We start from the raw sequence: 13618 nt of genomic DNA on the forward strand, positions 1-13618 counted from the left end.
TCTTCTTCAGTCTACGAGAACAGCTTAGTCCTCAATTGTTTTTGCCGGGCTTCCCTGCGCCACTTTGGGTTCTGATTTATCCGGCAGTATTTTCATTGTGGCCATGTAGCCTGCTTTGAGAATGTTTTCCGGATTTTCGACTTCGGCCCAGACCCGAATTGATTTACCGTGGATGGGTTCGACTTCGACATCGATAAAGGTAATTTTGCCGTTGAAGATTTCGTTCTCAACCGGTAGACGGATACCATGAATGTCCAGCTGGACTTCGACGGGCGTTCCCACATGAAACTTCCAGGTATCCTGGATATTCACATAACCTTCCACTTTGACCCGGTTGGTGCTGACCAGTTCCAGAACTTCATCTCCGTGACGGACGACTTCGCCAGTTGAACGGAATTTTTTGGTGACGATGCCGTCAAAGGGAGCGATGACTTTCATTTCTTCGAGCTGGGCGTCGATTTCATTGAGTTGCAGCTTATTCATATCGAATTCCAACTCTGCCTGTTCGATCTGCAGATCGCTTTTTTCTGCGTTCAGGGTCAGGCGTTTGATATCGAGTACGGAAATCGTGTTGGGAACCCGTCGATTGATATCCTTGTTCATTTCCAGTTCAACGTAGGCGGTGTCGCGGGCCTTCTTGGAATAGCGAATTTCAATATCGTTGGTGGCCTTCTTCTCTGCTGTCCGGCGGGCTGCCTTCAGGGCATCACTTTTTAAGCCTGCGATCACCTGGCCCTTTGTGACTCGCTCCCCTTCGTTGGGTTCGACAAACTCGAGCACGCCGGGACGATCGCTGCCGAGGATGACGCGGTCGATCAGTTTAATCCGGCACTCACCAACAGAGATGGCAGCTTCGGGGTTTGCAGTCGGTTTCTTTTCGGTAGCTTTCTTTTCAGCGGCTTTCTTTTCGGTGGCTTTGTCTTCGGCCAGCAGGGTCGTTCCTGCATATCCGAGACTGCATCCTGCGGTCAGCAGCATTGTGTACAACACGTGTTTCATTTTGAAATTCATATCCTGATCCTAATACTGAATCTTAAGGTTCCCGAAGCAAAAAGCCTGCATTTCAACGCTGGTCGAGACTGGAGAGTCTGACATATATAAATATAGACACTTCAGTGCCTCATATCTAACGCCCGGTTCACACTACTCACAAGCAATTTCTGAAGTGGAACAAACGTTTTTCACGGGCTAGTTCAGAACATAACGACATGTTGAACTCCCGCAGCAGGTCATCACAACCGGAATACTTTACCCAGCTTATCCTGTTTTCGATTTTCGAGACGATTCCCAAGCTCCCTGCCAGACAATGCCTGACCGTAAGTCATGTTCTATTTTCCAATTATGGCCTGTTCTGATTCTACGCATGTTATACTTCAAATATTTGACCGTCTCTTATAACAGGGTATGTTTTTATGGCTCCGGGCTACTGGACCGATTACTCACTTTGTCCGTTTCTTTTCCGCAACATGCGAAAAAAAAGAGATTTACGACAAATTGTCTTTTTGCATTCGCCCTTCCCCCCGAATAAAATCAGGGTATGTAAGATTGTCCACACAGTGAAAATCGCGTGTGGAACCAGCAAAAAACCATAGTTTACGTCAAACATACCGTATAATTTCTGAAAGAGTCTCGTTTCAGAAATGGAAAACGGAAATCCATCGATCGATCAAACAGGTAAGTTAACTCTATGACCAGCACTCAATCGCCCACTCAGACCCGTGAACGTGTCATTCGTATTGCGCGGGAAATCGAAGAGTTTGCTCATTCCAACGTCGCCCCCGAGACATTCTTCCGTGAATTTCTCAGACGCGTGGTAGCTGGACTGGGAGCAACGGCAGGTGCTGCCTGGTTAATCGATGAAAGCGGTCGGTTGACCATCAAAAGTGAAGTCAACCTGGCAGACACCGGTTTCTACGAAGAACCAGAGGCGATTCTGAAGAACCAGCGACTGCTCTCCGATGTCATTTCCACGGCTGAAGCACGCATCTTTACCGCCGATGGTGAGAGCGATGTCCACCTCCCCACCGATAACCTGATCGTGGTGGCGGCACTGACGATTCGCAAAAAACCGGTCGGTGTCATCGAAATCTTCCAGCGGTCGAATGCTCCTAAACAGGCTCACTCAGGTTACCTGCAGTTTGTCGAGCAGATGTCCGGCTATGCCTCGCATTATCTGACAGAGCGCGACAAAGCCAATCAGTCGGATGCATCCCTCGAAGTCTGGGAAGAAGTCGACCAGTTCGTTCAGCAGCTGCACCGCAGCCTGGATTTGTCTGAAGTCGCGGCTACCGTCGTGAATGATGGTCGTCAGCTCCTGAATGCCGACCGTGTCAGTCTGGCGATGCAGTACGGCAGAAAAACAGTCATCGAAGCAATCAACGGACAGGACAAAGTCAACAAGCGGGCCAACACGGTCCGACTGCTCTCCAAGCTCTCCAACAAAGTTCTGGCGATGCGTGAGACCTTCATCTACTCAGGGTCGGTCGATGCCATTCCCCCGCAGATAGAAGAACCCCTGGCCGATTACCTGCAGGAAAGCGGAACCCGCATGATCATGATCGTGCCGCTTTTCGAACCGGAAAAAATTGTCAAAAATGATGACGAAGCCCTGGGACGTACCAGCGATAAACCTCGCAAACTGATTGGCGGTCTGATCGTCGAACAGATCACCGACAGCCAGCCGCGACCTCATCTGGAAAGCCGCGCCGATCTGCTGTCGGGGCACATCGCCAGCGGGATTGCCAATTCCCGCAACTACGAAAGCATTTTCCTGATGCCGCTCTGGCGGATGGTCGGACGCATCTTTGCTTCGCTGCGTGGTAAAACTCTCGTTAAAACCCTGGTCGTGATCGCTCTGCTTGTCGCTGCCGGCGTGACACTGGCGATGGTTCCCTATGATTATCGAGTCAACTGTGACGGTCGACTGATGCCGACCATTCAGCGGGAAGTCTTTACTAACTGGGAAGGCGAAGTCGTCAAGATTCACGTGGAGAGTGGTCAGCAGGTGAAAAAAGGTGACCTGCTGGTGGAAATCCGCAACGAAGACCTGAAAGCCCAGGCCGTAGATGCGGAAAACAAACTCAACGAACTCCGCCTGTCGATGCTGGCAGTGAATGCCCAGCTTCAATCGGACTCCAACAATAAACGCCCGGTGGAAGATATCATCAATCTCCGTGGTAAATTATTTGAAACACGCACGCAGATCGCAGGTACCGAACGGCATCTGGAGATTCTGAACGAGCGACTGGATAAACTGAATGTGCGGGCTCCCATCGATGGCGTCGTCACGACATTCCAGGTTGAACAGCTGCTGATTAACCGTCCGGTGCAGCGGGGTGAACTGCTGATGGAGATCATGGATCCCAACGGTCCCTGGCAGCTGGAACTGGACGTGGAAGAAAAACGGATGGGGCACATCCTCCGAGCTGCTGAGAAAAAGGGCGATATCGAGTTGCCCGTCGAATTCATTCTGGCAACGTCCAACGAACTGACCTACGAAGGGGAAGTCACCGAAATCTCAACACGGGCCAATCACGCCGAAGAGGTAGGATCGATTGTGGAAACCTATGCCACATTCGATGAAGAAGCACTGCCGATGCTGCGAATTGGTGCGGAAGTGAGTGCCAAGATCGACTGCGGTGAACGCAGCCTGTTCTATGTGCTGTTCGGTGATGTGGTGGAAACCGCCCGTCGTTACTTCTGGTTCTAACAGCCGACAGACGATACTGAAAATAAAAAACGCCCCGGGATTAAATTCCAGGGGCGTTTTTTTATCGATTCAAAGACTGCGACTATTCTTTGTCAGCAGGTTTGTCTTCGGTCTTTTTGGGTTCTTCTTTTTTGGCTTCCTCTTTCTTCGGCTCTTTTTCATGTGCATGATCGTGATCATGATCGCCATGCTCATGGTCATGACCATCGTGCTTCAGGTCAACATGAAAATGATTTTCGCCGATATCCAGGTGGAAGTGCCCATTCAGATCGGATTCTTGTTTGATCGATTCCGGAATGGCTTTGCCTTCGGCTACGAAACGGGAGGACTTGCCGTCCTTTTCCCCTTCCAGAGGCTTGGCAGCCAGCGGAATTTCGTGTTCTTTGTCGCCAACTTCCATATCAAAGTCGATGGACTCGGCAGCGATCGGAACAGCAGCTTTGGCATCAGGACCGAGAATGAAGGCGGTCAGCGTGCGTTTATCGCCGTCAAAGACGACTTCCACGTGGTACTGTTCTTCACCCACTTCCAGCAGATGACCGCCGTTGGGGCCATGGGCGTGTTCGTGATCGTGTCCATGGTCATGTTCTGCTTCCGCGGAAGCCTGGGAGTCTTTTTCATCGAATGTACGGGTTTCATCCTGACCGGCACAACCGGTAAACAGGGCGAGTGCCCCGCTGCAACAGACGACAGCCAATAAATTATTAATCCGCATTTTCATTCCTTCCCGAATTATATGAAACAAAGTGTTTTGATAGCGATTTTAATTCGCCCTGTCGATTACATATGCAAATCATATGCAGAATGACCCATAAAGAAAAGCGATCTGCTGAAGTTTCGAACAGAGATCAATGAATCCCCTCTTCTTCCGCCTGCGCCTCATCGATGGCATCATCCTGAATATAAGTTTTTCCTTTATAGCGTTGCGCGACAAATACGAACAGTACCGCGGCCACAAGCATCAGTCCGGAAAAGAACCAGAAGTAGTCGGCGCCTTCCAGACGGGAACTCTTTTCGTCAATCATGATGACCTTATTAACCCCCGCGGTCAGCAGGTTCCCGACGGTAACAGCCAGCCAGAACAGGGACATGATGAACGATTTCATTGATTTGGGTGCCTGCGTATACGAGAACTCCAGGCAGGTGATCGAGACCATGACTTCCGCAGACGTTAATACCAGGTAGGGAAGGGTCTGCCACAAAATGTGCGGCGGGCTCTCAGGGGAATGAGTAATCCACGACTCAAGCACGGCACTGATGGCGAACGAAGCTGACGCCAAGAAGAAGCCGATAGAGATTTTCCGCAAGGGGGTTAAAGGGAAGACCTTTTCGATCAAAGGATAAATCACATAAGTGAAAATTGGTACCAGCAGTAAAATAAACAGCGGGTTGAGTGCCTGCATTTGAGCCGGATTCAAAACATGATCACCGACTTTTAAATTCATTCTTTGCCCCTGAAGTACCCAGGAGGACCCTGTCTGATCGAAGAGTGACCAGAAGACGGGCAGAAAGACATAGAACAATACACAGAGATTGAGCAGTGCCTGCATGCCTTCCTTACTGAAGGTTTCATCACGGAACTTCTCCCAGCCGGAAGCGGGTATGTGAACGAATTCATTGCGTCCCAGCCAGAACAGAATGGTGGCAATCAGCATCAGTACCCCGGGCAGACCAAATGCATAGTGGGGGCCATACTCTTCCAAAATGACCGGAATCAGCAGGGAGGAAATAAACGCTCCCATGTTGATAGACAGGTAAAACCAGCCGAAGACCCGACTGAGCAGATTCTGGTTTTTGCTGCCAAACTGATCGCCGACATGTGCGGAGACACAGGGTTTAATCCCCCCGGCTCCAATAGCAATTAAGGTTAAGCCGAGCAGCAGTCCCGTGCGCGTTTCATCGATGGCCAGGGCAAGATGGCCAAAGCAGTAAACGACCGAGAGGACGAGAATCGTGCGATATTTTCCCCAGAAGATATCAGAAATGAGAGAGCCCAGCAGCGGAAAGAAATAACAGGCGGCCACGAACAGATGGAAATACGTACTCGCCTGCTGGTCGCTCATGTGATCTTCCATGCCTTGTGAATTCAGCATGTACTGCGTCATGAAAACCACGAGAATGCCCCGCATGCCGTAATAACTGAAGCGTTCGGCTGCTTCGTTACCGACGATGTAGGGAATCCCGGTCGGCATTTTGGTGGAAGGGACAGGAGCAGTCTTATATGTTGGCGATGTCATCAGTGGGTCTGGTCCTTCAATGGTGTCTCGACTTCGGTTCAGTTCGATTCTTGCTGCTGCCGATCCGTTTCCACGCGTTCTACCTTTACACCTTCAGGAGAGGGAGTGAACTGGAAAATGGTGTCAGCGTAACGTTCAAACATTACCGGATCGTGGTGACTGATCATGATAATCTGGAAGCCGAGTGCCTGCCCCGCCTCATGAATAATTTTCACTAAACGTGGTACCAGATCGGGACGGAGCCAGCAATCCTGTTCGTCCAGAACGAGTACCCGCCGGTGTTCTGTTTCATCCAGCGTCATGAGCGCAAACATCCGCAGGCCGACCGAGAGGATGTTGGCCACCGAGCCCCCCTGCCCCCGCATAATGTCTTCCGTATTGCCTTCCCGTTCGATCTGAAATTCGACCGTGGCGGCGTTACGTTTCCATTCAGCGACCGCCTTGAGTTTGAGTGGCTGTTCCAGAACTTCCTGGAGGGCGATCGTCAGTTTCTCCTGAATCATCTGCAGTTCCTGCTCGAACAGCTGACCGCTTAAGGTCTCCAAAGCTTCGGTGACCTGCTCGGAGATGCCCAGGTACTGTTCCGTTTCCTGCAAAAGCTGTTTGAGCTGAGCCTGGTCTTTCTCTTTCTGTTCGCGCACCGCGGAGAGCTTCCAACAGCGGCGCTGCAGGCTCATGGGAGACCGCAGTTCCCCGGGCTCGGTCTCGGAATCAGATTGAGAAGTCATGTCGCTCTGCATGGCTCACTTTCCATTCGGCCGATTCAGGAAGCGTCTGCTGACTGATGTGCGGTTTCAATTTTGGAGAGTTCGGTTTCGATCTTCGCGAGACTCTGATGATACTCGGCCCGCTTACGGGCATTCTCATCCTTGATCTGCTGCAGCTTAGCTTTCAGCTCTTCCAGTTGATCGGTGCCATATTCTTCCTGGGCCTGTTGCTTGAGCTCGTTCAGATTCTGCTCGGCATTCACCAGGTCGCGTTCGGATTCAATTTTGCGTTTATTCAGTTTCTGAAACTGTTCCGTCAAAGCTTCGATATCGGGAACTGCTCCCTGCTGGTCATTCGTCATCGCGGGAAACCTCATCTGCTAATTTCTGTATTTCTGCTGCCACGGTTGTTTCAAACTGGGGCAGATTTTTTTCCAGGAAAAGTTTCAGCCCTGCTCCCGTATCCGTTCTCCGAGACTGTAATTCGGCCAGCCCCGAAATAAAAGCGGACGGCACGCCTTCCTCGGTTTCGTCTTCCATTTCCGGATGAAAGACTTCATCAAAGGCGGCGTGGGGAATTTCCACCTGCGAACGTCGCCAGCCGTCTGCGGTCGCTTCGAGTTTCAGGACAGAAGGAATATGCGCCCGAGTCGCATCGCTGCGCGAACGCCGGATGATATTCCCCGGAGTCACCCAGGTCGTCTGCCCTTTCTGCACGTCTTCGAGCCGACGATGAATGTGGCCGTTAACGACATATTCCACGCCTGTAATTTCATAGGGACGCAGGTGCCCCTGTTCTTCGTAGCCGGGAACGAGCAGATCGTGGTGGGTCACCCAGACGATCAGCGGTGAATCGGTTTCGTGCTCAAAGGCGTCTGCCTTGGGAAGTTTGTGTCCCCAGGAAGTGCCTCCCACAATGACCGGGCGACCTGCCATGGTGCCTCGCCAGGGATTTTCGGTTGAGAGCAGACGATAGCGGCCCGCCTGAATCAGAATGCTGAGCGTGTCATGTTCGTTCAACTGGTTTTCGCGGCAGTCATGATTGCCATAGATGCCATACACGGGAGTTTCGAATAAAGTCAGCAGCTCACACAACAGCCAGTTCTGATTGTCGCGGGGAACATGAAACAGGTCACCCAGGATCACGGGAAGTAAGCTTTGTTCCTGCGCCGTCTGCAGACACCACTTGATTTTCTCCAGCACGACGCGGGGATAATCGTCCCTGCGAAAGCCGGGGACCCGCCCCTCCACATGGGGATCACCGATCAGCAGCACACCTTGATATGCTTCAGGCGTCATGTGTGTGCCCCTTCAATCCGGTCTCGGCTGACTGAATGAAGCGATCCGGTTCCAGTTCTCCACCACACGTGGGACAGGTGGGATTCTCTTCCACCCAGTGCAGCAGTTCGACGCGGGCCTGTTCGTATTCGGCTTCGACTTCAGCGTGTCTCTGCTTCCGTTCCAGAAACTGTGTCTCTGCGGCAGTCCACTGCTGACAGAACTGCGCGAGTTTCGCACCATCGACCAGTTCCGGTGGGGAAACGCATTCTGCGAGGATTTCGGCTTCTCTCCGATCCCGCTGCGTGCGGGCTTCCGCGGATGTCAGTCTGGCGATCAGCTTCTCCAGACTTTCCGGATCGGTCAGCTGAGGAGGATCTTCCAGCGGTTCCAGGCAATTCTGTGTCGCCTGCGACTGCTGACAGATGCGATCCTGCAGTTGAAAATCCCTGATCAGAGCAGCGAGCGCCGTTTCATTTTTGAGAGTGGGAGGAACGCTTAATGTCTCCAATGCAGAGACTGTCGTCTGTGAGCGCTGCAGCCCGCTTTGAACCGTCTGCCAGCGTTGAACCAGTGCCGCGAGGGGGCGTTCCGGTTCCTGCTCCAGCGGTCCAGGTAGTACCTGAAGACAGTTCACCCGGCGGGAACAGAGGGCGACACGGGTATCCGCTTTCGTGAGTTCCGAAATCAGCGTTTCCAGCTGCTGAATCCGCTGCGTTTCGGACTGGAGTGCCTGATATTGTGTTTCGAGGGTCTCAAGTTCGGATTCCAGATCGGGAACGGGCTCCAGCAGTTTCAGTGTAGCCTCGTTCTGTTTCTGCTCTGTCTGTTGTCGCTGATAGTCCTGCTGAGCGACTTTGACTTTGCTGCGGTGCCGCTTCTGCATCTCGATCAGCACGGAGGCATCCGAGGAGGAGGCAAAGAAGCGGGCGGCTCGACTGCCCCGATCGCCCAGCAGAAAGATGGGCGATTTCTGCTCGCCGAAATGGACATCGAATTCATCGCTGTCCCCCGACTTGACCTTCGCCAGTCTTAATACTTCCGGGAGGATATCGGGGACATTGTTTCTGAGACGATGGAAATCCTGCCCGTCAATCGTATAACTGACGACTTTCTTTTTGCGTTTCCATTCGATGACATGGCCGTCGTCGGTTTCCACGATCACGCGGCACTCTTTGGCGCCGTGCCTGACCATGTAATCGCCCGAGGTATTTTCCGCCAGCACCTGCAGGGCCGAGACGAACGCCGACTTACCGCAGTTATTGGGCCCCGTCAGCACGGTGAGTCCGGGCGACAGCTCAATCTCGGTAAACGCGTGGCTCATAAAGTTATGTAGTGTAATCCGTTTCAACATGCCTCAAAGTATAATCATTTCGGTTCGCGAATCACAGGATTGTCGCCCCCGGTATTTCAGATCCCCGCCGAAACAGAGGCTTGCGTTCCGCCATTGATTCGAGTCAAATAACTTCAAAGCCCGGTGAGGGATGGACTGCCCGTCTCCTGCCCTGTTCTCCTGATATTTCAGATAGGATTGCCCATGCTCGCGCCGACCCAATATTTCCTGTGCTTCGCTCTCTTTTCCGGAGCTGTCTGCTCCACCTTACTGACGCAAACCGCTTCGGGGGCTGAGCAATATCGGGTCTATGTGGGCACCTATACCCGCGGCAGCGACAGCAAGGGGATCTACCAGTTGCTGCTTGACGGCAAGACTGGCAAGCTGACGCACGTGGATGTCACTGAAAACAGTGTGAATCCCTCGTTTTTGGCGATTTCTTCCGATCAGAAATATCTGTACGCCGTTAATGAAATCAATGATTTCGAAGGCCAGAAAGCAGGTGCTGTCAGCGCGTATTCGATTGCTGCAGACAGTGGCAAGCTGACGTTTCTCAACCAGCATTCTTCCCGGGGTGGCTCTCCCTGTCACCTGGTGGTGGATGCGACTGGCAAGTTCGTGCTCGTGGCCAACTATTCCGGCGGCAATATCTGCACGCTGCCGATTCAGAAAGATGGTTCCCTCGGGCCCAGTTCTGCTTTTGTGCAACACACCGGTTCCAGTGTGAATCCGGCCCGTCAGAAAGCACCGCACGCGCATTCGATTAATCTGGATCCCAAGAACCGTCATGCGGTTGTCGCCGATCTGGGCATTGACGAACTGCGCGTCTATGATTTTTCTGCAGCCGACGGCAGCCTGACTCCGAACGCGGTACCGGGAATCAAAATGGCTCCGGGGGCCGGCCCGCGGCACTTTACCTTTCATCCGAGCGGAAAATGGGGTTATGTGATTAACGAGCTGAACCTGACCGTGACCGCCATGGACTACAATCAAAAGACGGGGGTCTTTGAGATTCTGCAGAACATCTCCACCGTTCCTGAAGGAACGAAGCGGAAAGGGAATTCGACGGCTCAGGTTCTGGTACACCCCTCCGGGAAATTCCTGTATGGTTCTAACCGGGGGCCGAACACGATCGCCATGTATGGAATTGATCAGAAAACGGGCGAACTGACGTCCCTGGGTTATCAGCCGACCGGCGGTGCGATTCCGCGGAATTTCAACATTGATCCCAGTGGGAAATTCCTGCTGGCCGCGAACCAGGATTCGAATAATGTCGTCGTATTCAAGATCAATCAGAAAACGGGGGTACTGGAACCGACGGGACATGAAATCGACGTTCCCAAGCCGGTCTGTATTCAGTTTCTACCGATCGGCGGTACTCCCTGAGTTGCCTGACGTCTATAATTCAGACACCTTTCCGCGGAGGAAACCCTGCCGCGGTCGCATTGCTTTTGAGAACCTCCAGTCAGAACAAGATCGACACATATGTGGACGAAAATCTGTGGCATTCGTGATGCCGAAACCGCCCGCATGGTGGCGGACCTGGGTGCCTCTGCACTCGGTTTAAATTTTTACGCCCCTTCGCCGCGGTGCATATCTGTTGAAACCGCCGGGGAAATCGCTGAGGCTGTCTCGAAGAATGATGTCGCGCTGGTCGGATTGTTCGTGAATCACAGCCTGGAGGATATTGAAACAATCTGCCAGGACATTTCACTCGATCTACTGCAGCTGCACGGCGATGAATCACCGGAATTTCTGGCGAAACTGGCGGAGCGACTGCCAAACCTGCCTTTGATCCGAGCATTTCGTGTGCGGGAAGCGAATCTCGAATCAATCGCCGCCTATCTGTCTGACTGTGATCGCTGTGGCAAACGCCCGGATTACCTGTTGATCGACGCTTATTCACCAGATGCCTTTGGGGGGACCGGCAAAGTGGCTCCCTGGGCGGTGATTCAGGAATATTATCAGTTTACCGAGTGGCCGCCCCTGATTCTGGCGGGAGGACTGACCCCCGAGAATGTCGCGGAAGCGATCGCCGCGGTGCAGCCCTTTGGCGTGGATACCGCCAGCGGAGTGGAATCGGCACCGGGGATTAAAAGTGAGGAACTGGTGGCATCCTTTCTCAAACGCACAAAAAAAGCGTGAAATTTCGATCGTCTAACTGGTATAATACGACACAGCTCACGAATGAAAGATGAAGAATCAGAACAGTTTTTTGCAACTGCCTTGAGAATCCCGAGTTCGAGCTCTACCATATATCTCAGACCGGAGTGTCTGAGTATGTGGCGCTGAGTCACTTTGAAAAACAGGAGTTGCGGGAAACGCATCGTTTCTCCAGGGAATGAAAACGACCATGTCAACTGATTACAAAATTTTACTGATCGAGGATGACCGCGAGATTTCCAGCACGTTGAGTGGTGTGATTAAATCTGCGGGCTATAACATCATCGTGGCCCCCAACGGACTGGAAGGGCAGAAGCTCGCCCAGACCGAGAATCCCGATCTCGTCATCACCGATATGATGATGCCTAAAATGGGAGGTTTCCCCGTACTGGAAACTCTCAAGTCGCTGCCTTCTCCCCCCAAGGTGATCATGATCACCGCCAACGAAGGTGGCCGGCACAAAGCATATGCCGAGATGCTCGGAGTCGATGACTATCTGCGGAAGCCTTTCGCGATGGACGTCTTCCTGGATGCGATCGCCCGCGTTTTGGCAAAAGGCTCTGACGACGGAGATGATAGCAAACCCGCTAAAGGACCTCTGTCACGCGCACGTAAAAAATCGTAAGCGACCTGCCTGCCCTTACCCCCCGGCAACCAGCGCGACGTAGTACCAGTACAACCCGGTCAACGACGTCAGCGTGATATCGATCGTAGAAATCCAGCCCAGCTTTTTGTGCAGGCTGCTGTGCGCACAAGGTACGGGCGGATTGGGAATGCGTTTCAGAGCCAGAATCAGCGTCGTCGCCCAGAAGAAGGGTGTGCTGACGGCAAACAGCAGGTGCACGTAGAGGACATTCCGGACATAGTCGAACTGTTCGGGTGTCAGGGGGACTTCGCGTTGCTTCACGATATTCTGCCAGCCGCCGTGCATGATCTGGACGTCCACTTCGAAGGCGGCCACAGCCACCAGCAGGACGGCCCCGAGCAGAATCTGCAGCTTTTTGTGCAGCGCAAAGTTATGTTTGATTTTAACAGCGTAAAGGCTGAACAAGAGAAGTGGCACAATCAGCAACAGTGCCGAGACCACAAAATCCAACATGAATGTTGAGCGATAGCCTAAAAATCCATGCTCCATCTGAGTATCCTGTTTTGGCGTATGGGGGGAACGAGATCTGTTCGCGAGGAACCATATCAGAACTTCAATTCTGATCCAAGCCCAGCCTGATTTTGCTCTCGATCAGTTTCCTTGGTGGAATGGCGCGAATTTCCCCGGCTCCCACTTGCAGAGTCAGACAGGCTTGATACATTGGGCCAATTAAGGATTTTTTCAGCCAGCCGTTCTCTCAGACACAGGAGGTGTGCACGTGCCAGTGTGCGGCGTGATTCCCGCCCGACTCGAGTCATCGCGACTCCCCGGAAAACTGTTACTCAGTGAAACCGGACAGACGCTGATTCAGCATACCTGGGAGGCAGCAGCCCGCTCCGAGCGGCTGGATCGCCTGATCGTGGCGACCGACAGCCTGGAGATTCTGGAAGCCGTACATGGCTTTGGTGGCAAGGCGTTTCTGACGGGAGAGCATCCCAGCGGTACCGACCGGATTGCCGAAGTTGCGGAAAAAGAACTCCTGGATGCGGATATCCTGGTGAATATCCAGGGAGACGAACCCGAAATCGCGCCTGAATTCATCGATCAGCTGATCGACCTGTTGGAGTGCTCCCCGGAAGCCGAAATGGCGACGCTGGCGACCCCCATCCGCAGCCTGGAACAGTTACAGGATTCCTCGTGCACCAAAGTCGTCTGCAGACAGGATGGTTCGGCGCTGTACTTCAGTCGCCTGCCGATTCCCTTCACGCGTGATGTCGCTCCCGAAACACTGCTACCCGAACAGAGCCCCTGGTTATTGCACCTGGGCCTGTATGCCTACCGTCGACCGTTTTTACTTGAGCTCACCCAAGTCTCTCCGACTCCACTGGAACAGCTGGAGAAACTGGAGCAGCTCAGAGCCCTGGAAACGGGTGCAAAGATTCAGGTCGGCACCGTCGCTCATCCCACCGTTGGCATTGATACCCCGGACGATTATGCCCGGTTCGTCAGCCGCTATCAGCAGGGAACGAATTAGATTGCAGTAAGTCGCTTATTGATCAACAGTTAACGATCAACCCCCGTTTCGGTTACAGGCATTTCCCTGCA

The 13618-nt window shown here is 52.8% G+C and carries 13 protein-coding genes; 5 read left to right on the forward strand and 8 right to left on the reverse strand.

The window, feature by feature from the left end:
• Positions 1 to 24 precede the first annotated feature (24 nt).
• Positions 25 to 999 carry an efflux RND transporter periplasmic adaptor subunit gene (locus HG66A1_RS16740; protein WP_197996629.1) on the reverse strand — a complete coding sequence of 325 codons (975 nt, stop codon included), beginning with the start codon at positions 997 to 999 and terminating at the stop codon, positions 25 to 27.
• A 688-nt stretch (positions 1000 to 1687) separates the two neighbouring features.
• Between HG66A1_RS16740 and HG66A1_RS16745 the strand changes: the two genes are divergently transcribed.
• Complete coding sequence (locus HG66A1_RS16745) at positions 1688 to 3709, forward strand: efflux RND transporter periplasmic adaptor subunit (RefSeq protein WP_145186307.1); 2022 nt, start codon at positions 1688 to 1690, stop codon at positions 3707 to 3709.
• A gap of 82 nt (positions 3710 to 3791) precedes the next feature.
• On the opposite strand, the gene HG66A1_RS16750 is transcribed toward HG66A1_RS16745, so the two are convergent.
• The 6 genes from HG66A1_RS16750 to HG66A1_RS16775 all read right to left on the reverse strand — a co-directional run bounded on the left by HG66A1_RS16750 (position 3792) and on the right by HG66A1_RS16775 (position 9285).
• The gene (locus HG66A1_RS16750) at positions 3792 to 4424 is read right to left on the reverse strand and encodes a hypothetical protein (protein WP_145186310.1); all 633 of its coding nucleotides are present in this window, start codon (positions 4422 to 4424) and stop codon (positions 3792 to 3794) included.
• A gap of 133 nt (positions 4425 to 4557) precedes the next feature.
• Positions 4558 to 5946, reverse strand: coding sequence for a POT family MFS transporter (locus HG66A1_RS16755; protein WP_145186313.1), 1389 nt, complete (start codon positions 5944 to 5946; stop codon positions 4558 to 4560).
• A 38-nt stretch (positions 5947 to 5984) separates the two neighbouring features.
• Positions 5985 to 6674 (reverse strand): DNA repair protein, encoded by a 690-nt coding sequence (locus HG66A1_RS16760; RefSeq protein WP_232106594.1) that lies wholly within the window; start codon positions 6672 to 6674, stop codon positions 5985 to 5987.
• 35 nt (positions 6675 to 6709) lie between these two features.
• Complete coding sequence (locus tag HG66A1_RS16765; RefSeq protein WP_197993514.1) at positions 6710 to 7015, reverse strand: hypothetical protein; 306 nt, start codon at positions 7013 to 7015, stop codon at positions 6710 to 6712.
• On the reverse strand, positions 7005 to 7952 hold the full coding sequence (locus HG66A1_RS16770; protein ID WP_145186322.1) for a metallophosphoesterase: 948 nt from the start codon (positions 7950 to 7952) through the stop codon (positions 7005 to 7007). The genes HG66A1_RS16765 and HG66A1_RS16770 overlap by 11 nt, the downstream gene beginning before the upstream one ends.
• The gene (locus HG66A1_RS16775) at positions 7942 to 9285 is read right to left on the reverse strand and encodes an ATP-binding protein (protein ID WP_145186325.1); all 1344 of its coding nucleotides are present in this window, start codon (positions 9283 to 9285) and stop codon (positions 7942 to 7944) included. The genes HG66A1_RS16770 and HG66A1_RS16775 overlap by 11 nt, the downstream gene beginning before the upstream one ends.
• A 183-nt stretch (positions 9286 to 9468) precedes the next feature.
• Between HG66A1_RS16775 and HG66A1_RS16780 the strand changes: the two genes are divergently transcribed.
• From HG66A1_RS16780 to HG66A1_RS16790, 3 genes are all read left to right on the forward strand, one after another.
• Positions 9469 to 10650 (forward strand): lactonase family protein, encoded by a 1182-nt coding sequence (locus HG66A1_RS16780; protein WP_145186328.1) that lies wholly within the window; start codon positions 9469 to 9471, stop codon positions 10648 to 10650.
• Positions 10651 to 10749: 99 nt separating this feature from the next.
• Positions 10750 to 11409: a phosphoribosylanthranilate isomerase gene (locus HG66A1_RS16785; RefSeq protein WP_145186331.1), complete on the forward strand. Its 660-nt coding sequence runs from the start codon at positions 10750 to 10752 to the stop codon at positions 11407 to 11409.
• Between the two features lie 208 nt (positions 11410 to 11617).
• Positions 11618 to 12052: a response regulator transcription factor gene (locus tag HG66A1_RS16790; RefSeq protein ID WP_145186334.1), complete on the forward strand. Its 435-nt coding sequence runs from the start codon at positions 11618 to 11620 to the stop codon at positions 12050 to 12052.
• Between the two features lie 15 nt (positions 12053 to 12067).
• Here HG66A1_RS16790 and HG66A1_RS16795 read toward each other — a convergent pair whose 3' ends face one another.
• Positions 12068 to 12562, reverse strand: a complete 495-nt coding sequence (locus HG66A1_RS16795; protein ID WP_145186337.1) for a DUF420 domain-containing protein — start codon at positions 12560 to 12562, stop codon at positions 12068 to 12070.
• Positions 12563 to 12791: 229 nt separating this feature from the next.
• Here HG66A1_RS16795 and kdsB point away from each other — a divergent pair, with 229 nt between their 5' ends.
• Positions 12792 to 13547: a 3-deoxy-manno-octulosonate cytidylyltransferase gene (kdsB, locus tag HG66A1_RS16800; RefSeq protein ID WP_145186340.1), complete on the forward strand. Its 756-nt coding sequence runs from the start codon at positions 12792 to 12794 to the stop codon at positions 13545 to 13547.
• Positions 13548 to 13618: the final 71 nt, after the last annotated feature.

Source organism: Gimesia chilikensis (assembly GCF_007744075.1).
In the GTDB taxonomy this organism is placed as follows: Bacteria; Planctomycetota; Planctomycetia; order Planctomycetales; family Planctomycetaceae; genus Gimesia; species Gimesia chilikensis_A.

What these genes read in the sequence shown, in the direction of transcription:
- HG66A1_RS16750 (WP_145186310.1), bottom strand. Translation starts at nt 4,424, where the DNA reads ATGCGGATTAATAATTTATTGGCTGTCGTCTGTTGCAGCGGGGCACTC.
- HG66A1_RS16785 (WP_145186331.1), top strand. Translation starts at nt 10,750, where the DNA reads ATGTGGACGAAAATCTGTGGCATTCGTGATGCCGAAACCGCCCGCATG.
- HG66A1_RS16765 (WP_197993514.1), bottom strand. Translation starts at nt 7,015, where the DNA reads ATGACGAATGACCAGCAGGGAGCAGTTCCCGATATCGAAGCTTTGACG.
- HG66A1_RS16740 (WP_197996629.1), bottom strand. Translation starts at nt 999, where the DNA reads ATGAAACACGTGTTGTACACAATGCTGCTGACCGCAGGATGCAGTCTC.
- HG66A1_RS16745 (WP_145186307.1), top strand. Translation starts at nt 1,688, where the DNA reads ATGACCAGCACTCAATCGCCCACTCAGACCCGTGAACGTGTCATTCGT.
- HG66A1_RS16780 (WP_145186328.1), top strand. Translation starts at nt 9,469, where the DNA reads ATGCTCGCGCCGACCCAATATTTCCTGTGCTTCGCTCTCTTTTCCGGA.
- HG66A1_RS16790 (WP_145186334.1), top strand. Translation starts at nt 11,618, where the DNA reads ATGTCAACTGATTACAAAATTTTACTGATCGAGGATGACCGCGAGATT.
- HG66A1_RS16760 (WP_232106594.1), bottom strand. Translation starts at nt 6,674, where the DNA reads ATGACTTCTCAATCTGATTCCGAGACCGAGCCCGGGGAACTGCGGTCT.
- HG66A1_RS16775 (WP_145186325.1), bottom strand. Translation starts at nt 9,285, where the DNA reads ATGTTGAAACGGATTACACTACATAACTTTATGAGCCACGCGTTTACC.
- HG66A1_RS16755 (WP_145186313.1), bottom strand. Translation starts at nt 5,946, where the DNA reads ATGACATCGCCAACATATAAGACTGCTCCTGTCCCTTCCACCAAAATG.
- HG66A1_RS16795 (WP_145186337.1), bottom strand. Translation starts at nt 12,562, where the DNA reads ATGGAGCATGGATTTTTAGGCTATCGCTCAACATTCATGTTGGATTTT.
- HG66A1_RS16770 (WP_145186322.1), bottom strand. Translation starts at nt 7,952, where the DNA reads ATGACGCCTGAAGCATATCAAGGTGTGCTGCTGATCGGTGATCCCCAT.